Annotated in this window: 18 protein-coding genes and 1 riboswitch; of the genes, 5 read left to right on the top strand and 13 right to left on the bottom strand. The window is 61.1% G+C overall.

What is annotated here, in order from left to right:
* The first annotated feature begins 21 nt into the window (after positions 1–21).
* Both EL234_RS06215 and EL234_RS06210 read left to right on the top strand, forming a co-directional pair.
* Positions 22–2,220, top strand: a complete 2,199-nt coding sequence (locus EL234_RS06215; protein ID WP_126416646.1) for a prolyl oligopeptidase family serine peptidase — start codon at positions 22–24, stop codon at positions 2,218–2,220.
* Positions 2,220–3,335 carry a TorD/DmsD family molecular chaperone gene (locus tag EL234_RS06210; RefSeq protein ID WP_126416645.1) on the top strand — a complete coding sequence of 372 codons (1,116 nt, stop codon included), beginning with the start codon at positions 2,220–2,222 and terminating at the stop codon, positions 3,333–3,335. Before EL234_RS06215 ends, EL234_RS06210 begins: the two co-directional genes overlap by 1 nt.
* Before the next feature lie 73 nt (positions 3,336–3,408).
* On the opposite strand, the gene EL234_RS06205 is transcribed toward EL234_RS06210, so the two are convergent.
* Positions 3,409–4,344: a type IV toxin-antitoxin system AbiEi family antitoxin domain-containing protein gene (locus EL234_RS06205; RefSeq protein ID WP_164712408.1), complete on the bottom strand. Its 936-nt coding sequence runs from the start codon at positions 4,342–4,344 to the stop codon at positions 3,409–3,411.
* Positions 4,345–4,605: 261 nt separating this feature from the next.
* Between EL234_RS06205 and EL234_RS06200 the strand changes: the two genes are divergently transcribed.
* Positions 4,606–5,553: an ROK family glucokinase gene (locus EL234_RS06200; protein ID WP_126416643.1), complete on the top strand. Its 948-nt coding sequence runs from the start codon at positions 4,606–4,608 to the stop codon at positions 5,551–5,553.
* 291 nt (positions 5,554–5,844) lie between these two features.
* Here EL234_RS06200 and EL234_RS06195 read toward each other — a convergent pair whose 3' ends face one another.
* Complete coding sequence (locus tag EL234_RS06195) at positions 5,845–6,285, bottom strand: cupin domain-containing protein (RefSeq protein ID WP_126416642.1); 441 nt, start codon at positions 6,283–6,285, stop codon at positions 5,845–5,847.
* A 204-nt stretch (positions 6,286–6,489) separates the two neighbouring features.
* Positions 6,490–7,833 carry an MFS transporter gene (locus EL234_RS06190; RefSeq protein WP_164712406.1) on the bottom strand — a complete coding sequence of 448 codons (1,344 nt, stop codon included), beginning with the start codon at positions 7,831–7,833 and terminating at the stop codon, positions 6,490–6,492.
* A gap of 285 nt (positions 7,834–8,118) precedes the next feature.
* Between EL234_RS06190 and EL234_RS06185 the strand changes: the two genes are divergently transcribed.
* Positions 8,119–8,589 carry a general stress protein gene (locus tag EL234_RS06185; protein WP_126416640.1) on the top strand — a complete coding sequence of 157 codons (471 nt, stop codon included), beginning with the start codon at positions 8,119–8,121 and terminating at the stop codon, positions 8,587–8,589.
* Positions 8,590–8,737: 148 nt separating this feature from the next.
* Positions 8,738–10,063 (top strand): DUF4921 family protein, encoded by a 1,326-nt coding sequence (locus tag EL234_RS06180; RefSeq protein WP_126416639.1) that lies wholly within the window; start codon positions 8,738–8,740, stop codon positions 10,061–10,063.
* A gap of 136 nt (positions 10,064–10,199) precedes the next feature.
* Here EL234_RS06180 and EL234_RS06175 read toward each other — a convergent pair whose 3' ends face one another.
* The 10 genes from EL234_RS06175 to EL234_RS06130 form a co-directional block, all read right to left on the bottom strand.
* Complete coding sequence (locus EL234_RS06175) at positions 10,200–10,970, bottom strand: ABC transporter ATP-binding protein (protein ID WP_126416638.1); 771 nt, start codon at positions 10,968–10,970, stop codon at positions 10,200–10,202.
* A 12-nt stretch (positions 10,971–10,982) separates the two neighbouring features.
* Positions 10,983–12,650: an ABC transporter permease gene (locus EL234_RS06170; protein WP_126416637.1), complete on the bottom strand. Its 1,668-nt coding sequence runs from the start codon at positions 12,648–12,650 to the stop codon at positions 10,983–10,985.
* A 6-nt stretch (positions 12,651–12,656) separates the two neighbouring features.
* Entirely contained in the window at positions 12,657–13,679 is a 1,023-nt protein-coding gene (locus EL234_RS06165) for a thiamine ABC transporter substrate-binding protein (protein WP_126416636.1), read from the bottom strand.
* Between the two features lie 44 nt (positions 13,680–13,723).
* Positions 13,724–13,827: riboswitch (TPP riboswitch) on the bottom strand.
* A 66-nt stretch (positions 13,828–13,893) separates the two neighbouring features.
* Positions 13,894–14,139: a DUF4235 domain-containing protein gene (locus tag EL234_RS06160; RefSeq protein WP_164712404.1), complete on the bottom strand. Its 246-nt coding sequence runs from the start codon at positions 14,137–14,139 to the stop codon at positions 13,894–13,896.
* A 75-nt stretch (positions 14,140–14,214) separates the two neighbouring features.
* Positions 14,215–14,571 carry a monovalent cation/H(+) antiporter subunit G gene (gene mnhG, locus EL234_RS06155; protein ID WP_126416634.1) on the bottom strand — a complete coding sequence of 119 codons (357 nt, stop codon included), beginning with the start codon at positions 14,569–14,571 and terminating at the stop codon, positions 14,215–14,217.
* On the bottom strand, positions 14,568–15,020 hold the full coding sequence (locus tag EL234_RS06150) for a monovalent cation/H+ antiporter complex subunit F (protein ID WP_126416633.1): 453 nt from the start codon (positions 15,018–15,020) through the stop codon (positions 14,568–14,570). The genes mnhG and EL234_RS06150 overlap by 4 nt, the downstream gene beginning before the upstream one ends.
* Entirely contained in the window at positions 15,017–15,781 is a 765-nt protein-coding gene (locus EL234_RS06145; RefSeq protein ID WP_126416632.1) for a Na+/H+ antiporter subunit E, read from the bottom strand. Before EL234_RS06145 ends, EL234_RS06150 begins: the two co-directional genes overlap by 4 nt.
* Complete coding sequence (locus EL234_RS06140; RefSeq protein ID WP_126416631.1) at positions 15,774–17,393, bottom strand: Na+/H+ antiporter subunit D; 1,620 nt, start codon at positions 17,391–17,393, stop codon at positions 15,774–15,776. Before EL234_RS06140 ends, EL234_RS06145 begins: the two co-directional genes overlap by 8 nt.
* A complete protein-coding gene (locus EL234_RS06135) occupies positions 17,390–17,899 on the bottom strand; it encodes a Na(+)/H(+) antiporter subunit C (RefSeq protein WP_126416630.1) in 510 nt (169 codons plus the stop codon). The genes EL234_RS06140 and EL234_RS06135 overlap by 4 nt, the downstream gene beginning before the upstream one ends.
* Complete coding sequence (locus EL234_RS06130) at positions 17,896–21,207, bottom strand: Na+/H+ antiporter subunit A (protein ID WP_126416629.1); 3,312 nt, start codon at positions 21,205–21,207, stop codon at positions 17,896–17,898. Before EL234_RS06130 ends, EL234_RS06135 begins: the two co-directional genes overlap by 4 nt.
* Positions 21,208–21,324 lie beyond the last annotated feature (117 nt).

Below are 21,324 nucleotides of genomic sequence, written 5' to 3'. Positions count from 1 at the left end.
GCCCTTGCCTAGAATGACTCCATGACGAAGAAGCACCAGAAATCCGCGGATCCCTACCTTCACCTTGAGGAACTCAATAAGAAGAACCATAAGTGGGTGACGAAGGAATCCGAGCGCACGCTTGCCGAGTTTGGCGGGCGTGGTTTTAAGCGGCGTCGTAAGGACGTGGCGAAGATTCTCGCCGCGAAAGACAAGCTGGTTCTGGGCAGTAAGCGCGGCGAATGGATTTACAATTTTCACACGGACGGAGATAACCCGCGCGGGCTGTGGCGGCGTGCGAAAATGGCGGATTACCTAGCCAAGGATCAGGAGAAGATCGGCTGGGAGGTGCTCCTCGACGTCGACAGGCTGGGCAAGAAAGAGGGCGAATCGTGGGTGTTCCACGGGGCGAGCCTGCTGTATCCCAGTTACGACCGCGCGCTGATCACGCTGTCGCGTGGCGGGTCGGATTCGAACGTGGTGCGCGAGTTTGATGTGGCGAAGAAGCGGTTCGTCAAGGGCGGGTTTGAACGGGGCGAGTCGAAGGGGTCGATGAGCTGGGTGGACGATTCCGCCGTGATCGTCAGCGGCGATTTCGGCGCCGGCTCGCTCACCGATTCGGGCTATCCGCGCACGGCCCGCCTGTGGAAACGCGGCACCAAACTGGCCAAGGCGCCGGTCATTATCGAGGGCGAGGCGAGCGACGTCATCGTCGGAGCAACCTACGATCCCACGCCCGGCTTCGAACGGCTGATCGCTTATCGTGCCACCGATTTCAGGTCCACGATGATGTACGACGTCGATCTGGCCGCGGTTCGAAATGCCGAAGGTGTTGTGCCTGCTGAGGCGTTACGTCCGTTCCAGCTCCCGCACTCCGCCGAGGTTGGCGCACTGCGGGATTGGGCGCTCGTGACGCTGCGGCACGACTGGGAATTGGACGGGCACGTGTTTGTGGCCGGGTCTGTTCTCGTGCTTCCCTATGAGGCTGCGCTTGCCGGGCCGCGAGCTGGCGATGTACGCGTGTTGTATAAACCGACTGACAGCACTGCTTTCCTTGACGTCACGGCTACCGCAACCGGGTTAGTTTTGACCATTCTGGACAACGTGCAGACCCGCATCTTGTTTGCGGCCGATCCCCACGTGGCTGGTGGTGGTGCTGGTGGTGATGCTGGTGGTGCTGCTTCGCGGGCCGATGGCAGTGTGGCTGGTGGTGTTGCTTCGCGGGCCGATGGCAGTGTGGCTGGTGGCGATAAGTGGCAGATCGTCGAGGTGACTCCGGAGGCGGCGCAATTTGCGACGGTGTCGGTAGCGGCAGTTGACCCGCGCGAGTCTGAAGACGTGTGGATGACCATCTCCGATTTCCTTACTCCGCCAACGCTGTACTACGGGACGGTTAATCAGGAGGAGCTGCGGGCGCGCAAGCTTCGCAGCGCGCCCGCACGGTTCGATGCGGAAGGCCTCGAGGTTCGCCAAATGTGGGCCGAGTCGGCAGACGGCACGAAGGTTCCGTATTTCGCGGTGGGATCACCGAAAGTTTTAGATGGCAAGCGCCGTGCCCGGGTGCTCCTCGACGGCTACGGCGGCTTCGAAGTGCCGAGGCTACCTTCGTATATTTCCACCTACGGAAAGGTCTGGTTGGAAGAGGGTGGCGTGTACGTCGTCGCGAATATTCGCGGTGGCGGCGAGTTCGGGCCGGCGTGGCATCAGGCCGCGTTGAAAGAAAACCGCAACAAGGCCTACGAGGACTTCGCGGCCGTCGCCGCCGACCTGGTAGACCGCGGGATAACGAAGGTGTCGAAGCTGGCGGCCATCGGCGGTTCAAATGGCGGGCTGCTGATGGGCAACATGTACACAACGTATCCGCAGCTCTTCGGCGCGATTGTGTGCCAGGTTCCGCTACTGGATATGAAACGGTACTCGCACCTGCTCGCGGGGGCCTCTTGGATGGAGGAATACGGGAATCCCGACACCGACGACTGGGAGTACATGGAGCAGTACTCGGCCTACCACAACGTGGGTGACGGCCCACATCCGCCGATCCTGCTGACCACGTCCACGCGGGATGACCGCGTCCATCCCGGGCACGCGCGCAAGTTCCACGCCCTCCTCAAGGATTCCGGTTTCGAAACCTACCTGTATGAGAACACCGAAGGCGGGCACGCCGGCGCTGCCGATATCGAGCAGCAAGCACTCATGACAGCTTTGGTGTTCTCGTTCCTCGATAAGAAGCTCAAGAAGTAATGCGAGAACACACTGAGGGTGGAGAACGTGCGGAGTCCGGTGGCCGCGGCCTGGAAGGCCGCGGCGCAGCAGTTCCTACTGGATGGCGTGCAGCTGAGGGGCTTTCAGCTGACGCCCCTGCTGTCAACGAGTGTGCAGCCGAAAGGGTTGACGCCGAAGAGTCTGCCGACGCGAGCTTTGCTGCACAACGGTTCGTAGCCGAATGCCCTGTTGATCGACTGGACGCGCTGGCGGCGGCCTTTCTGACTCTCGGGCGTCTGCATTTGGAGCCTCCGACCGCGGAGACTCTACAACTCCTTGAGCAGATGTATCATGATTGGCCACTCGGACGGGGCTGGAAACTCAGGGGTGATCAGCTAGCTGACAAGAATGTTGACGGCGCTTCGCACATTGACGATGGCTTCCACGCCGCCGACAGTGCCGTCCACGCTGACAGTGTCATCCATGCCGACAGCGCCGGTCACCCCGACAGTGCCGTCCACGCTGACAGTGCCTTCCATGCCGACAGCGCCGGTCACGCCGACGGTGCCGTGGCCGACCCGAAGGCTACCTCGGATTCGGAGGCTGCGGCAGAGCTAGAAGCCAAGCCAGACTCGGATCCCGTGCCGGACTCAGATACCGCGGACGGGCTACGTAGCTGGGCGGAGGCATTCGCTCACGGCGAGAGCGCCGAACAGGTTCACGCGGATTTAACCACCCTGTATGGTCGGGTCGCGAAGGCGAAAGTGCCGCCCTTCGAATCGGTTCATCGCGGGCGTGACAGGCTTGTTTTTGACGAGCACACCTTCGAAGTGCGCGCCTACTACCGCAAACTCGGACTGCAAGCACCGCACGGAAATAAAGTGCCAGATGATCATGTCGGGCTCGAGTTTAACTTCGTAGCGCAAGGGCTCGAACGGCTGCTTGTTGCTATCGAACACGATGCGTTGAACGATGCGGCGACCTACGCGGGTATCGTCCACGACTTTTACACCGATCATCTTTCACAGTGGGCGCCGGCCATGCTGGCACAAGCGCGCGATGAGGCAGAAACCGAGTTCTACCGCGGGGTTATGTCGCTTTCGCTCGGTGCGTTGACCGGCCTCAGGCAGATCCTCATCTACTTCGGGAGCTAATGCTTGAGATTTTCCGATCTGTTGCACATATACGCAACAGATCGGATTTCCTCAATCATTAGCTCTCGATTTCCTAGCGGAGAGGCTTCGGCGGCTTCATATGCCGCCTCGTGCGAATAATTTTGTGAAGATAATCCTGAGTTTGTGGCCACGTTTCCCACACGTGTCGGTAACTCAGCCGCGCTGTGTGATATCCGAGAGTGGAAGCAATAAGGTCGCGTTGCCTGTCACGATGATAATCATAGGCCTTCGAATGGAACGCATGGCTGTCACACTCAAGAATCTGCGAGAGCCCAATTAACATATCCACTCTGCCTACACCGGGTATCCGAACTTGCTGCTCTACTTTCACGCCGAGTGATTCAAAGAAGTTTTTCAATCGAGTTTCAGAGCCGGATTCCGATCGCCCGTTTGCCCTCCTGAGAATCCGCTGTTTTTCGACAGACGCTGTACAGATAATCTCCGGCATGTCCACCCGCCCAATAAGCCCTTGATTTAAAGCGGACTCAAGAACGATAAGGCCAGTCTCAGCGTCATGGAATCTGCACACTTGCCGCAAAGATTCAACAAGGCTAGGAACGATCTCTTTGCCCAGAGCCGGGAGCCGGTGAACATATAACCGATTCCGTTCCCCTGCATCCCGCAGATTATTGGACTTCGCTCTGTTCTTGGGGGCCTTCGCCCCCACCGACATCAAGTGGTGGATACCGGAGTCCGGCGGCACCCATATTCCGTAGAGTTTGCACGCGCTCAAACAACCAATACGTCGACCGGCGGCAACTGCAGCAGCGACGTCCTGGTTTGCTCCGGGTACAGCGTAGTAGCCCCGACCTAGGCGAATGAGCTTTCCGGATTTCAGCGCTTTTCGAATACGGTAGTCCGTGCTCAAACCACGCACTTTCAGTTCGTCTCGGTGAAACACACCAAGGTTCAAGTTGGAGGCATCGGGATGATATGGGAGCTTGAGAAAGCCGGGGAAATCATCCCAGTTAGAGTTGGTAAGCGTCATGCGTCTAGTGTTTCGCGTTGGCAAAAATCGCATCTCGAGCAGCAGCTAGTTGTGGATAAAAATGACATATTGAAGCTTGTGCATAACTAACCTCTTTTACGCCCGCAACTGCCCGCATGGGGGGCTTTCATTTTAAGAGCACACGGTTGGAGCGGGAGCTAGTGATTGAGATTTCCCGATCTGTTGCACATATACGCAACAGATCGGATTTCCTCAAGCATTAGCTCTCGATTTCTGTGTGAAACGTGGGAAACTAGGCACATGACTATGACAATCGGGGTTGATATCGGCGGTACGAAGATCGCCGCGGGTCTCGTGGATAACAATGGCAACATCGTCCACATGCTCCGCAGGCCCAGCCCGGCACGCGACACCACGTCAGTGATTGCCACAGTCCTCAGCCTCGTAGCCGAACTACAACAAACCGGTGAAGCCACAGCCATCGGCGTGGGAGCAGCGGGATTCGTGAACTCAACGCGAGACCGAGTCATATTCGCACCCAACCTTGCCTGGCGCGATGAACCATTAGGCGATCAGCTCGCCCGCGAAACCGGCCTGCCCACGATCATCGAAAATGACGCAAACGCGGCCGCCTGGGGAGAGTTCCGCTTTGGAGCAGCAAAAGAATACAGCTCCGCCGCGGTGATCACGATTGGTACGGGCATCGGCGGCGGCATTATCCTAGGCGGGGAACTCCTACGTGGTGCCACCGGTTTCGCCGGAGAGATCGGCCACCTGAACATGGTCGCGGGAGGCGTGCCGTGCGGGTGTGGTCAGCGCGGATGTTGGGAAGTGTACTCGTCGGGCGGAGCACTCCTGCGTGCTGCTAGGGAAAATGCTCGCACTGACCGCGAGCGCTCGGCAATGCTCCTCGATCTTGCGGGCGGAGATCCTGAAAACATTACGGGGTTGATGGTGACGGAGGCGGCGCAGGCAGGCTGTGCGGGCGCACTCGACGCCTTCCAAGAAATCGGCAACTGGCTCGGCCAGGGCATGGCAGATCTTGGGGCTTTACTCGACCCGGAGGTGTTTGTACTCGCAGGCGGGGTCTCCGAAGCTGGTTCCGTGCTGCTCACTCCCGCAACTGACGCGTATCGCGAGCGCCTCACCGCGTCACAGTACCGCCAGATTGCGCCGGTTGTGCTTGCAGAACTTGGTAACGATGCCGGGATCATCGGCGCAGCTGACCTCGCCCGCCATCACACCTAGACAGACAAAGCGTCAGCGCGCCTCGGCGAACAAAGCGTCAGCGGGCTTAGACCAACAAGGCGTCAGCGCGCCTCGGCGAACAAAGCGTCAGCGACCCTAGGAAAACAACTCGCCGGCGACCTCGGCCAACAGCGCACCAGAGGGCTAATGCCGATCGAGAACGAAGATCTTGGCAAGCAAACGGCCGGGGATGCGGATCTCCTCCGCATCCCCGGCCCGTCGCATGCCTACCTCAGACATGCATCATGTATTTGAGTCCGTTGCCTTCCGATACCACGGCGGCTTTTATGCTCAGTGGTCTTCGTTAGGATCCGACTCGGCGTCTTCCTGAGTCTCATGTACGGTGCCCGGCTCGTGATCCGGTGCCGCGTAGATCGTGTACAGCTTCAGGGGCTCATCGCCAATGTTGGTGATGTTGTGCCACACGCCGGAGGGTACGAAGATCGCGTCGTCGTCCTTCACCTCGACCTCGAAGTTGAGGTTATCTTCAGCCGGTCCCATCTGGCACTTGCCGGTGCCCTGCTCGACGCGCAGGAACTGGTCTACCCCATGGTGGACTTCCAGCCCGATATCTCCGCCAACCGGGATTTCCATGACGGTCAGCTGCAGATGTTCGCCCGTCCACATCGTGGTGCGGAAGTTGGTGTTGTCTAGCGTTTCTTTTTCGATGTCGATCACCCACGGCTTCTTGCCTTGATCGTCGAAAACGCCTGCGTACTGTTTTTCGGCCATTGGTTTCCTCAGTCCTTTCGTTTAGCTATTCCAATTATCGCGCGTGGCGGCCCTGCACGCCCGGGTTATCGCTCAGCGATTAATTAGGGACGCCTTAGTCCACCGCTCCTACGCCTGTTCCCGCGTCCACGGCTCACGAGTCTGCTCCCCCGTCCGTAGCTCACTGACAGGCGCCACCGCACCGGAAGTACAGGCTGGTCCGTTTTAGGCCCGACGCCGTCGGGTCGGTTCTTTGACGAGGAAGATCCACACGAGTGCTACGGCTAGTAGGATCGCGCCGGAGAATCCGTAGGCGAGCGCGTAGCCGGAGTAGTCGATCATCAATCCGGCCACGATTGGTCCGAGGATTTGCCCGAAGTCTCCGGACTGTTGGAAGAATGAGACGACTTGGCTTCCTGGCCTGTTACCGACGATGTCGGCGACGGTGCCCTGTTGTGAGGGCTGGATACAGCCTGAGCCGAATCCTCCGAAGAAGCTACCGATGAGGACAACGGCGGAGACGTCCCACAAGCCCATGATGACGGTGAAAATTCCAGAGATGATGAGCCCGACGACGACGATCGGTTTGCGCCCGTAGACGTCAGAGAAATATCCGGCGCGGGTGAGCGCCAGGCCGTTGCCGGCTGCGAAGAACATGAGAGCTGCACCTGGTAGCCACCCTGGGGCGCCGGAGATGGAGGCGGCAAGTAGTGGGACGACGGCGACGCGCACGCCCATGTTCGTCCAGCCCTGGGCGAATGCGGTGAGGAGCACGACTTTGAAGCGGCGGACCGCGAGCGCTTCCCGAATCGTCATAGGGGTTTGGGATCTCGCAGATTCACGTGCCGGGGTTTGTTCACTGCGGATGGTGTCGGCGTTGTTGGCGGTGTCGCGTCTATTCCGGGAGGTGTTGCCAGAAGTGTGTCCAGGCTTGGCGTCTGTGGTGCCGCGGCTGGTCCGCGCCTCGCGGGTGTTACTTTCGCCTGAGTGGGTGCGGGTGCCACCGGATACATTGGCCGGCACCATGACGAACACGATCGTTGCTGCCACGCCCAGCAATATTGCGTAGATCCAGAACGGCCACCGGTATCCGAGGGGTGCGATCAGCGCGCCGACGGCTGGGCCGCAAATGTTGCCTAGCAGGAAGCCTGAACCGTAGGCTGCTGAAGCTCTCCCCCGCCCCTCCGGCGGGGCTAATTTGAAGATGAGCGACATCGCTGCCACAGTGAACGTGACTGAACCGATTCCGCCGAGCCCGCGGAAAACCAGGAGTTGCCAGTAGCTTTGCGCGAACCCACTGGCTGCCGACGATGTTGCAACCATCGCGATCCCGATGACGTACATCCAGCGCTCACCAAATAAGTTTGATAGCCGCCCGGAGGCGGGCGCGAAGATGAGCCGCATGAAGGCGAAGGCCGAGACGACCACGGTGGCGGCCGTTGTGGTCACGCCGAAACTCTTCGCGAATTGCGGCAGCACTGGCGCGACGATTCCGTAGCCAAGCGATACGACGACTGCTGCGGCGACGAGCACCCAGATTTCACGAGGAAGAGTTACACGGTTAGACACACTTCTTGTTCTATCACCCTCCTCCGACAAGTCAAAGTGCGCGCGTCACCATCGGCGCAGACAGTGAGGGTGGTGTGCGAGTCTGAGCCGGGAGCACAGCCGAACCGGATAGTGTGCCTGAGCCAAGCAGTGCAGTTGAGCCGAGCGAGAAAAATTAACGCTGACGGTGATAATCGCCGTGATCCGCCGCTTTTATTTTTCAGGAAGCGGACAATAAGAAGTTGAAGGACCCCGGCGGGCTATCCGCGCGGTCATCGTACAAGACTTATTTGCACAGGAGAGCACATGGCAGATTATCGGATGTTAACTGAGGTTAAGGATTACGCGCAGGCACAATTTATTGTGGACGGGCTGTCCGATGCCGGATTCCCCGTGGAGCACACGCGGATTATTGGTACTGATTTGGAGACGGTGGAGGATGTGCGCGGGCGTAAGACGATCGCGGGCGCGGCCGGGCAGGGTGCGCTGTCTGGTCTGTGGTTTGGTTTCTTCCTTGGTCTGATGTTCTGGATTCTTTTGCCGGGTCTGAACGTGCTTGCCGCGTTCGGTTGGCCGATCCTGTTCGGCGTTCTTTTCGGTGCGATCTGGGGAGCTGTGGCGCACTGGGCCACTGGCGGAGTGCGTGACTTTAGCTCCACGCATGCGCTGCGCGCCCAGCGTTACGAAGTGCAGGTGCGGGCCGAGTTCTTGGCGCAGGCGAATCAGGTGATGAGCGCCCATGGCATTCGCCCGCCCTCGCAAACTACCTCGTACTAGGGACTCATCGAAAAGTTTTCTCGCCTAGGCCGGTTATCTTCGGATATTCGAAGATAACCGGCTATTGCGTGAAAACTTTCCGCGGTTACCTCCTAAGGCGCCTCACCTAGTTGATAGAATGAGCGCGCCCACGCAGAAAGGACTGCCCATGCCAGGTTATGAATCATTCCGCGAACCGATCACGAAGATGGCAGACGGAACGATCAAACAACTCAACCCTTTCTCAGGAACGGAGGTGTGGACGGTACCGGGGCGCGCCAACCGCCCGCTCGGCATCAAGAACCCTGATCCACAGCCGATTGACCCCGAAAAGATTGGTCATCACTGCGCGTTTTGCACCCAGCGTGTTTTGGAGACCCCGCCGGAGAAGGCGCGCCTCGTACGTAAGGGCGACGACGCCGAAATCATCCGCACCACCAGCGTGGACATGCTTTCGCGCCAGTGGGAGTTCCGCCGGGTGCCGAATCTTTTCGAGATCCTTTCCTTCGATTACTGGGCGATGAACTACGACTACCGCCTCACTCCGGAAGCGTCGAAGCGGCTCGAGGCCTATATCGCCGATCCGGCTGGGCGTAAGCACGTGATGAACGTGCTACGCAACAAGTATGCCTCCCGGATGAGCGCGGATGAGTTCGAGCAGCTGCCCGAGGGGGAAAAGATCGCGGGCGCGTATTCATTCTTCGGAGGCGGACATGACCTCGTGGTCGGTCGCCGGCATTTTATTGATGGTGCGACGGACGATACCCAACTCGCGGGTTCGGGCACGCTCACTCCGCAGGAGCACGAGTGGTACATGCGCCTGACCATCGACGCGATGCGCGATCTGTACGAGACGAACCGGTATGTGCGCTACGTCCAGGTGTTCCAGAATTGGTTGAAGCCGGCGGGGGCCTCCTTCGATCATCTGCACAAGCAGTTGGTGGCGATCGACCAGCGCACGGTCAACGCCCGGATTGAGGTGGAAAAGGTTCGCAAGAATCCGAACCTGTACAACGAGGCGGGGATTAACTACGCGGGCTATCACAATCTGATCATTGCGGAGAATAAGCACGCGGTAGCGATCGCGGGATTCGGCCACCGCTATCCGACGCTCGAGGTGTGGTCGCGGTCGGCGAATATTCAGCCGTGGGAGCACACGCGCGAGGAGATCGCCGCAATGTCTGACCTCGTTCATGCGATGCATGCCGCCACGGGTGTAGACGTTCCGACCAACGAGGAGTGGTACACGAAGCCGGTCGATTCTGATGTCAACATGCCGTGGCGGATCCTGCTCAAGTGGCGCGTGTCGACTCTTGCAGGTTTTGAGGGTGGTTCGAAGATTTACGTCAACACGATTGATCCGTGGACGTTGCGCGACCGCGTCGTGCCGAAGCTTCTCGAGCTGCGCGCGGAGGGCAAGCTAGCTCGCAACATCAACATTGCGACCGAGTGTTCGTGCGAGGTGAACGCGCTGAAGTACAATCCGGCGCTTTAGTTTGGACGGTGTGTTGCCCGGCGGCAGCTAGCTACGTTCGGCGTAGCGACGTTGCGCCCAGCTGCGTTGCACCCAGTTACATTCAGCCGAGCTACATCCGGCCGAGCTACATTCAGTCCTGGTGCGTTGAGCTTGGCTACGTGAGTAGGCGTACGACGACGTCGGAAGCCGGCTCGCGCAATAATTGCTCGGCGGTTCCAATTTGGACGAGCCGTCCGCCGTCCATGATTGCTACGCGATCGGCGATGGCGAGGGCTTCTTCTCGGTCGTGGGTAACGTAGAGAGCTGTTGCTTTGACGCTCGTAAGGATCCGCCGCAAGTCGCTCGACAGGCGCGTGCGCAGGATGCGGTCGAGTGCGGATAGTGGCTCATCAAGGAGGACGACCTCGGGTTGCGGAGCCAGTGTGCGAGCTAGGGCGACTCGCTGGGCTTGCCCGCCCGAGAGCGTGGTGATCGGCCGGTTTTCGTAGCCGGCGAGCCCGACTAGGTCGAGGAGTTCGGCCACGCGGGCGGCTCGCTCGCTCTTCGGCAATCGTCGCCCCCGCACGCCACGACCAGAACCGGTGGACCCGGCGTCGTCTCCCCCGGTCTTTGCATGCCCGGGAATCTCCAATCCGTAGGAGATGTTGCGTGCCACGTTGCGGTGTGGGAAGAGTTGCCCGTCTTGAAACACCATGCCAACGCCGCGCCGGTGTACGGGCACGCCTGCCACGTTGGTGCCGTTGATGAACACTTCGCCGTCTGCAGGCTCGAGGCCAGCCACTGCGCGTAGCAGTGAGGACTTGCCCGATCCTGACTCGCCGAGGAGTGCGACGATTTCCCCGGTGTCCACCCGCATCGACAGGTCGTTGACGGCGCGAACCGGCGGCTCGTCATAAGTGACGGTGACGTTCTTGAGTTCAAGCATTCTTTCCTCGCATTACAGTATTCCTCCGTGAGAACCGCGCGGGCGCACACGCTCGGCTAGGAACATGATCGCGCTGGTGAACAGGGCCAAGATGACGGCGCCGGCGAGCGCCATCCCGTAGTTGTCTGCGCCCGGCCGGCTGAGTAGGCGCCCAATGAGGACGGGCAGCGTGAGGTAGTCGGGACTGGCCAAAAACGACGTAGCACCAAATTCGCCGAGCGAGATTGCGAAGGCGAATCCGAAGGCGATGCCGAGGCTGCGGGCCATGATGGGCAGGTCTATAGTGGCGAGCACACGGCCGGGGCTGGCGCCGAGGGTGGCGGCAGCTTCGCGCATGCGCGGGTCGATGGCCCGCAAGATGGGCACGAGCGAGCGCACCACCAACGGTAAGGCGACGACGGCCTGGGCAAGCGGCACAATATACGACGTCGGGATGGTGTTCGACGCTCCCCAGGTGATAAGGAAGCCGAAGCCGACCGTCACTGCCGAAATTCCCAGCGGCAGGAGAACCGCGGTATCCAAGAGCCGCTGGCCGGCTCGCGCCCACCGCCCCTCCGCACGGCGCGAGAGCGCGAACGCCAAGATCATGCCGATGACCAGTGCGATCACCGAGGAGTCGAGTGCGATGCGCACGGAATGATCCAGCGCTTCGAGCACCGAGGTCCCGCCGCTAAACCCGGCGCCCGTCTGTGTGAGAGCCAGGTAGTTGTGCACCGACCACTGCCCACGAACCCGCAAGGATCCTGCCACGAGCGCGATGATCGGGGCGGCAAGAAATGTGAGCGTGGCGGCGGTGACCGCAAGCGCGGGCACCGCCGCCCGCCCGATAGGCACCGCACGGTTATGCACGTTGAGGCCCAGTGCTCGTTCGGTGCGTGTTGACATCGCGCCGGAGACTATGAGCGCGAGTGCCACGATGGCGAATTGGACGACTGAGAGCACGGCTGCCACGTCGAGGTTGAGGTAGGCCGTGGTCTGCGTGTAAATCTCGGTTTCCAGGGTTCCGTATCCCGGGCGGCCGAGGGTTTGCACGAGCCCGAACGAGGTGGAGCAGAACAGGAAGACGAGCGCGCCTCCCGCAGCGATGGCCGGGCCGAGCTGCGGCAACGTGACTGTCAAGAATGCTCGTACCGGGCTCGCGCCCAAGGTCCGCGCGGCCGGCGTGAGATCTTCAATCGCCGCCCACATCGTTCCTACCGTGCGCACGACGACCGAGTAGTTGAAGAAGATCATCGCGAGCACCACCGCGGCCGTGCTCTGATCGAGGCCCAGGAAGCCGAGCGGACCGGCGTCGTCAAACAAGGCCCGGAAGGCTACACCCACCACGACTGTAGGGAGCACGAACGGTGCGGTTGCCAGCGCGCGCAAGGCGCGCCGCCCTGGCACGTCCAGCCGATAGAGCACGTAGGCGCCCGGCACTCCGAGCAGCAGGGCACCCGCCGTCGCAGCCAGCGCCATACCGAGCGTCTGGCCGATGATCCGCCACGTGCGGCCCGCGCTGAGCACCTGCTCGAACACGGCCCAGTCCCCCAGCCCGCGCCCGAGCATCGCACCGACCGGCCAGAAGAAGAACAGCGCCAAGAATGCGAGCGCCGCACCCACGGCAACTATTCCTCCGGCCGTATACGCCAGTCCGCCCAGCCCGCGCGAGCGGACGGACTGCCCTTTCGCCTCCGCCATCAAGGTTTACTTAGAGTGGTTTTCGTAGAGCTCAGTCCACTGCTGTTGCCACGTCTCCCGGTTCTTCGCCACAAGCGCGGGATCGGGCACGATCACGTTCTTGGGCTGGGCGGCGTACGTGGCCCACTCGGCGGGCAGTTCGACGTCGGCAACCGGGTACATGTACATGGTTTCCGGGATCTCCGACTGGAACTTGTCCCCCACCATGAAATCAATGAACGCCTTCGCGCCTTCTTCGTTGGCCGCACCCTTGACGACGCCGGCGTACTCCACCTGCCGCACGCACGTGCCATCAACGGCCGTAAACGCGCCCTCACCATAGGCAGGGCTGGAGGCGTAGGACACGACGAGCGGATAAGCGCCCTTTCCTTCACCTGCCGAAAAATCGGTGTAGAACGCCGTCGACCACGAATCAACAACCTTCGTACCGTTAGCTAGCAGGTCCGTCCAGTACTGCTGCCAGTCATCGGCCTGGTCAATCGAACCAACAAAGAAAGCGAGCCCCGGGCTCGACAGCACCGGGTTCGTCACCACGAGCAACTTGGCATATTCCGGCTTCGTCAGATCAGCGAACGACGACGGCAACTCAAGACCGGCCTGTTCGAAATACGCCGTGTCAGCGTTCAAGCACACGTCTCCACGGTCAATCGCCGTCAGCCCGCCGATCCTCAAATCTGCCCCCGGATCAGTGTCCGGGCGATAGTCAGTGACCACGCCCTCGTCGATCACCTGTTGAGCCGACATCGTGTCGATCCCGAACACGGCGTCAACGGTCGGGTTGTCCTTGTTAAGAATCAGCTGGTTGAGCACCATCCCCGAATCACCGGGCGACGTGGTACGCAACGTCATGCCCGTCTGCTCTTCAAACTCGGCCTTCGCCTCGTCAGAGATCGTAAACGAATCGTGCGTGAGCACAGTGACGGTCTTGTTATCCGTGGTGCCCGCTTGGTCCGCAGCAGAACAGCCGGCCAAAGCAAGCCCAGCCGCAGCGATAATAGAAACAATGGTGGATAGGCTACGCGCCTTCATTTTTCCTCCCACAATGTACGGGAGGGCCCAGGCGTTCAAGCCTAGGGAGAGATTGCTCGACTTCCTTCGCCGGTACTAACCGGAGCAGGTTCGAGGGTCTGCGATCTGTTCGCACTCTCAGCGCATCCGCGCTCCCCTGTCGTGCCACACACATTAGCACCTTTACAAGGCAAGCGCGACCGCACGAGCACGCGGCGTCACAAACGCGCGACTACTAGGCTTTCGCTCCGTACCAGTTCGCGGCCTTACGCTTAACAAACGTGGTGATCGTGGTGTGCACCAGGGTCGTGACCAGCGTAAACAAGACGACTTCCTTCAGCGGCAGATCCAGCATGTCGTCGTCATCTTTCGGGGTCTGCTTATGCAACCCCTTTTCCCACACTTGGCTCGCTATCGCATTCGCCGCCGCGCCCGCCGCAGCCGAAATGCCCGCGCTCATGAGTTTCCAACCGATGTTCATACGACCTCCAAACCGTGTCGTCTCCATTATCCCCACCATGCCCGCGCGTGTCACGGTGGGAAGTAAACATTACTGCTAGGCGTCGTCCCCGCGCGCCACGTCCTCAGCCAGCTCGTCGAGTACGAGCCGCCTGCGATCAACCCGGCCCGTCCGATACCCGGATCGTGCCATCATGTGCGCCGAAATCGGCGAGGTCACCAGCTGCAAGCCAATCACGAGCAGCATCGTCCACGTCATCGACGCCTCACGCACCAGCAACGACACCCCCGCCATGAGCATGATCAGCGAAAACACCTGCGGCTTGGTCGCTACGTGCTGGCGGGCGAGCAGGTCGTCATAGCGGAAGGCACCAATCGCGGCGATCAGGGTGAAAATTGAGCCGATCAGAATACAGGAAATTCCGACGACGTCGGCTATCGCTTCCCAGTTCACGAGTCCGTCCTTTCTGCGGCTGTCGCCCTTCCATGCCTCGGCCCGGTCTCCATCGGGTCGGGCACGCCGTCGTCCGCGTCGCCGTCGTCGTAGGCGTCGACGTCGTGCACCGGCGCGTCGTCGTCGCGGCGCAACGCCAGCTGGGCGTCGAGCTCCTTTTCCTCTTCGCGCGACAGGATCCGCTTGGCCTCTGGATCAAGCGGTGTGATGAACCGTGCCAAGGTCATCGAACCAACGAAGCCCACGAGCGCGAGCACAATAAACAGCGCGAGCAGGTCAGACCTGCGAGTCAGCGCGGCAAGCAGAGCCACCGCACCAATAAGGATCGAGGAGATCATGTCGACCGAGACCATGCGGTCCAGCGACGTCGGCCCCTTAACGGTCCGGATCGTCACCAAAATCGCGGCAATAAACAGCATTGCCATGCATGCGCCCAGAATGTAAATCATTGATCCACCTCCGCCTGTAGCGTGTTCCCGGCGATCCGCTGCATACGTTCGGCGCGTTCGTCACGCTTAGCTTTCTTCGCAAGAGCCGCGGAGACGTCGTCGGTGATCGACGGCGTGATCGGCTCGCCAGTCGGCGGCGCGTACGGAGTGGGCAGACGTCCAGCACGCGGAGTCGAGCCTGGAACATATCCGGCGTCCACCAGCTCGTCGTGCGAGGCGAACGCACGCAACACCCGCTCTTCAAGCTCCAGCACAGTTTTGTGAACGCCCTCAATACCACCCGCCAGGCGAGTATCGAACACGTGCACGTACAGCGTGCCCGTCACCCGGTGCGCTTCAACGACGACGGAACCCGGCACGAGCGCCGTCATCCCCGAAATCATCGCTAGGTACACGTCCGAATGGGAACGCAGGTGAATGCGGATGATCGCGGCCTGCGGCTGCCCGCCCGTCAAAATGAACTTGCCCTGCTGGAATGAGGAAACAATGATGTCCCACAGGAACCGTACGGCAAGGTGTGCCACGCCAAGCGGACGGAACCGCCCATCAAACGGGGTGGCCGGGAAGGGGGCCACCGTGGTCACGAGCAACGCCACGAGCAGGCCGGCAAGGAAGTTCCCCGCAGACAGGTCACCCCACAGCAACACCCACACGAACATGAGCCAGGCCAACATGCCCGCGGAGGCGTGCGGGAAACGCCCCGGACGCCGGGTGGCGCGATGGATCGCGCGCGCGGACTTACTCCACTGTGGTCTATCCATTATCGCTACCTCCTATCCCGCCTTTTTCGGGGGTGGGTGCCCAGTCGGGCGCTTCGGTCGGCTCGGGTGAGGGCAGGTCGTCGGCGGGAACAAGCGGGCTCACGCCCGTTCCGCGCCCGTCCTCAGGAAGCACGGCCACAATATACGGGCTACGTGCCTTGAGTTCGAAGGCCGCGTTCTTCGTGTATTCGTTGATTGGCCCAGCCCAGAACGAAATGAACAGTGAGACGACCACGAGCGCACCTGCCGACGCCGTCATCCCCCACGGAATCGGCTTAGCCGGCAACGGTTCGGGCGCGGTCTGCCAGAACGCCATATTCCACGCGCGCGCCACCGCATACAGGGTGAGCAGCGAGGAGATGATGCCCGCACCGATCAGCAGCCAGTCGATCCACATGAGCCGGTTAATCGACGCCTGGATCAGACCAACCTTTCCAAAGAAGCCGGACCCTGGCGGAATACCAGCCAGGTTGAGCGCCGGCACAAGGTAAAGGATCGCGATGAGCGGCGCGAGTTTCGCCAGCGAACCGAGCCGTACCAACGACGTCGTACCGCCTCGGCGTTCGATCAAGCCCACCACTAGGAACAGTGCGGTCTGCACGGTGATGTGGTGGACCGCGTAGTAGATCGTGGCACCCAGCCCGGCCTCGGATGCGATCGAAATACCCCAGATCATGTAGCCAATGTGGGAGACGAGGGTGAACGACAGCAAACGTTTGATGTCCTGCTGCGCTACCGCGCCGAGGATTCCCATGATCATCGTGGCCACCGCGATCAACCCCAACATGATCGACAGCCGGTTGTTCGGGAACAGCAGCGTCTGCGTACGAATGATCGTGTACACGCCCACCTTGGTGAGCAGGCCAGCGAACACGGCTGTAACCGGCGCGGGCGCCGTCGGATACGAATCCGGTAGCCACGCCGACAGCGGGAACACCGCGGCCTTAATACCGAAGCCGACGAGCAGCATCATCTGGATCGTCAGCCGCACATTCGGGTCGATCTCCGGCAGACGCAAGGCCAGCTGTGCCAGATTCACCGTGCCGGCTGCCGCATACGCCAAGCCGATCCCGATGAGGAAGACCACCGACGAAATCAGGGACACCACAATATAGACGGTTCCCGACCTGATCCGGTCTCGTGTACCACCGAGCGTGATGAGTACGAAAGACGCCACGAGCAGGATTTCAAAACCCACGTAAATGTTGAACAGGTCGCCAGACAGGAACGCGTTCGACACGCCTGCCGACAGCAGTAGGAACGCGGGATGGTAGACGGCGATCGGCGCGGCGTCGTCGCCATCAGCAACACCCTGTGCAAGCGAGTAGAGCAGAACCATCAAGGTCACGGTGACGGACGTCAGCAACATGATCGCCGACAGGCGGTCCACCACCAGCGAGATGCCCACGGGGGCTGCCCACGAAGCCACGTCCAACACCACTGGGCCAGAACGTGCCATCTGCAACAGCACAACAGCGACAACCCACACCGCGCCCAGCACGATTGCCGACAGCCAGCCCTGCATGCGCCGCACCGACGCGAAGGCCAGCGACAGGCCGGCGCCCAGAATCGGCAAGGCCACCGGGAGGGCAGCAAGGAATGTCCACGTCATAGCGTCTCCTCCCGTTCTCTGGGCCGGTCACGGACAGGATCGATAGTCCCGCCCAGTTCGTCGTCTTCAAACTCGCCCTCGGTCTCATCGTGAGCCTCGGAGGCGTCCGTCTGAATATCCGCAGGCAAATCTGCGCGGGCCTCAAACTCGGCTTCGCGCTCGGCGATCCGCCGATCCTCAAGATCGTCTTGCACCTCGTCGTTACCGTTGAGCTGCCACGACCTGTAGGCCATCGCGAGTAGAAACGCAGTCGTCGCCAAACCGATGACGATCGCCGTGAGCATCATGGCCTGCACGAGCGGATCAGCCATGTCCTCCGGTTCCGCGCCACCGACGAAGGGCGGTTCACCCGACCGGCCGCCTGCAATGAGGAACAGGATGTTCACCCCGTTCGTGATCGCGGATAGCCCGAGGATGATTCGCGACAAGGAGCGTTCCAACACGAGGTAAATACCCACCGCCGTTAAGAAACCGGCGAGGATTGCCAATGCCAGTGATGAGGTCACTTGTTCTCCTCCTCATCCGTGATACGCGGTATTGAACCGGTCGTCGTGCTCGTCGTACTCGGATCAGATGCCACGGTTCGCAGGCCGGTGCGTGGATCCACACGCTCGCCCGAATCATCTTCGGCACGTTCCGCACTCGAGCGGCGCACAGGCACCGACTTCGCGGGGCCGGACTCGTGCCGGGCAGCCGTATTATCCGCCTCAAGCACGCCGACAGCGGCCATCTCTTGGGTCATCTGACCAGCGCGTTTCTTCCCGTGAATCTGCTCGTTCTTCTCCTGCGTGTCGAAGTGGATCGCCTCCTGGGCATCCTTCGTATCGCGGCGAGTATCCGCGGACGGGGTGATGTCATAGCTGTCATCATCCAGACCTTCGATCTCGCCGTGCCGGTCAATCTCAGCACCCAGCGAGCGCAGAATATCCAAGATGAGCCCGACGACGACTAGGTAGACGCCGATGTCGAAGAACACCGCCGTCGCGATCTTCACCTCACCAAAGCCCCACAGGGTGACCGTGATCTTCGCCGACTGCAGGATCGTGCCACCCAGCAACACCGGGGTGAACGCCGAAATGCCAGCAACCGCGAGGCCCGCGCCCATGAGGTGCCCGGGGTGAAGCGGGATCGCAGCACCCAGTTCGTAGCGCCCGCCGGCCACATAGCGCAGCACGAGCGCGATACCTGCGAGCAGACCGCCCGCGAAGCCGCCGCCTGGAGCGTTATGGCCAGAGAATAGGAAGAACACGGAGACCACGAGGATCGTGTGGAACGTCAGGCGCGTACCCACCTCCAAGATCACCGAGCGGCGCCAGAACGGCATCTGATCCGTGCCTTCCAGCCAGCGGCGGTTACGACCCGGCGAGATCACCGATGATTCAATGACACGGGTGCGTGTACGGCGCCATGCCGGCCCGTCGACGTCGTGCGTCGGCCTTAGCACCTGGCCTGCCACGTTCGTCACCGGCGTCTGCAGGTTACGGAACCTGTCAATGCGCCCGCCGCGATCGCGGATGAACAGTAGCGACGAAATGCCGATCGCCGCGGCCACAACCACCGAGATTTCGCCCATCGTGTCCCAGGCCCGGATGTCAACCAGCGTCACGTTCACAATGTTCTTGCCATAGCCGTAGTTGTAGGCCTCGTCGTTGAACAGTAGCGAGATCGGTTCGTGGACGCGCGCCCCGGCCGCATACACGCCCAGGAACGCCACCATCGCACCAAACAGCGCCGCCAACGCGATCCGCCACCAGCGTGAAAACCGCAGCGGACGGTTCGAGAAGTACTGCGGCAGACGGCGCAACACGAGGATGAACACCACGAGGCTCATCGTCTCCACGAGCGCCTGGGTGACCGCAAGGTCGGGGGCGCCATACAGTTCGTAGGTGAGCGCGACGCCGTAGCCCGAAATACCCATAAGTAGCACGGCTTTCAAGCGGTGCCGGGCGCGAGCCGCGAGGAACGCCGCCAACATCGTCACAATAACGACGAGCAACTGGGCCACCGAATCGTAGCCGCGCACCTTCGGCAGGTTCGTCACCTCACCAATCGTGAGTGCGAGCAGAATCATGACCACGGTGAACGTGAAGATCGTCGATAAGTAGAAGGGCAGCGAACCACGCTGAGTGAAGGCGGTGGCGCGGCCCGATAGCCAGTCCAACCCGTCGAGCGACTTTTGATAGGTGGCATCCGCAGCAATCGGGAACTGCCGCGAGCCAAACACCCGCTCGAAGGGCCCGCGCGCCGCGAAGATTGCCACACCGGCCACGATGATCGCAATGGTCACGAGGAACGGCGTGCCAAAGCCGGGCCATGCCACCAGATGCCCCGGATCTCCCGGGATCTGTTCGGCGTGCGGGCGGAGCACGGCGTCGAGCAGGTGTGCACCAATTCCGAACACGAGACCGCCGAGCGACAGCACGATCACCGGCAAGGTCATCATCCACGAACGCTTTTTAATCTTCACATTCGTAACGCCCGGCTTATCCGCGAACGCACCCCACCAGAAACGTAGGGTGTATGCGGCGGTGAGCGCCGAACCAATGGCGATGGTGATCCACGTGAGGGTGTCGACGGCGTCGCCACCAATAAGCGCGTGAAGTGCCGCCTCCTTCGCTACGAAACCCGCGAACCCGGGAAAGCCCATCATCGACAGGCCGGCCAAACCGGCGGCCGTGGCCGTGATCGGCATGAGACGGCCGAGCCCGGACAGCTCGCGCAAATCACGAGTGCCGGTAGCCCAATCGACCTGGCCCACTGCGAGGAAGAGCGTGGACTTGAACATCGAATGTGCAACAAGCATGCCCAGGCCAGCAAGCAGCATCGCCGACGTGCCGTAGCCGACCATGAGCAAAATCAAACCCAACTGGGAGACCGTGCCGAAGGCGAGTACCAGCTTGAGGTCGTACTGTTTGAGCGCGCGGAAACCACCGAGCAGAAGCGTGCCCATGCCGCCAATGAGGATCATCCACCGCCACGCCGGTACATCCGCGAAACCGGGAGCCAAGCGCGCAACCAGGTAGACGCCCGCCTTCACCATGGCCGCGGCGTGCAGATAGGCCGACGTCGGTGTGGGAGCCGCCATCGCGGCCGGAAGCCAGAAATGGAACGGGATAATCGCAGACTTCGCGAGCGCACCCAACAAAATGAGCACGGTTGCCACCGGGATCACTGCCGAGGGCACCGACTCCGCGGCGATGGGTGCGACGCCGAGCGTACCCGCGTTCGCAGCCTCAATCAGCTCAGTGATCGAATACGAGCCACCCGGAATGTTGCCCATCGTAATGATGCCCACGAGCATCGCAAGACCACCCAACGTGGTGACGATGAACGCCTGGCCGGCCGCGCGTCGTGAAGCACGCTTCTCATAGTTAAAGCCGATCAGCAGGAACGAAAATACCGAGGTCAGCTCCCAAAACAGGTAGAGCGCCAGAGTGTTATCTGTGGTGACCAGCCCGAGCATCGCGCCCGCGAAGGCTACGAACACCCCGGCGAACCGGCCCATTCCCTGCGCCGCCGCCGAAAAGTAACGGGCACAATAGAACAGCACTGCCGCCCCAACACCCGTGACAATCAGCGACATCACCCACGACAGGTGATCAAGCCGGAACGTGAGATTAAGGCTTAACTGTGGCACCCATGCCCATGATTCAGCAGGGAAATCACCACTCAGCACCTGCCTACCTTGCGCCGCGAGAATCACAAACGACACGAGCGGGATCACCGACAAGATGACGTAGCCAAGCCTGCCGCGTCGCATAATCGCAGGCGCCAAGAGAGCGCCTATCGCGAAGGCCGCTAACAGAAATAGCATGTTGCTCCCGAGACGTAAGATGACGGCCGCGGCGCAACGATGGCTCGGCTGCCACGGGCGTCGTTGTTTTTTCCTTTCCCATCCTAGGAAAAATAAGTGTAAAAGTCCCTACGTCTC

This window comes from Trueperella bialowiezensis (assembly GCF_900637955.1).
GTDB lineage: Bacteria > Actinomycetota > Actinomycetes > Actinomycetales > Actinomycetaceae > Trueperella > Trueperella bialowiezensis.
This window is presented reverse-complemented; position numbering and strand designations above follow the sequence as displayed.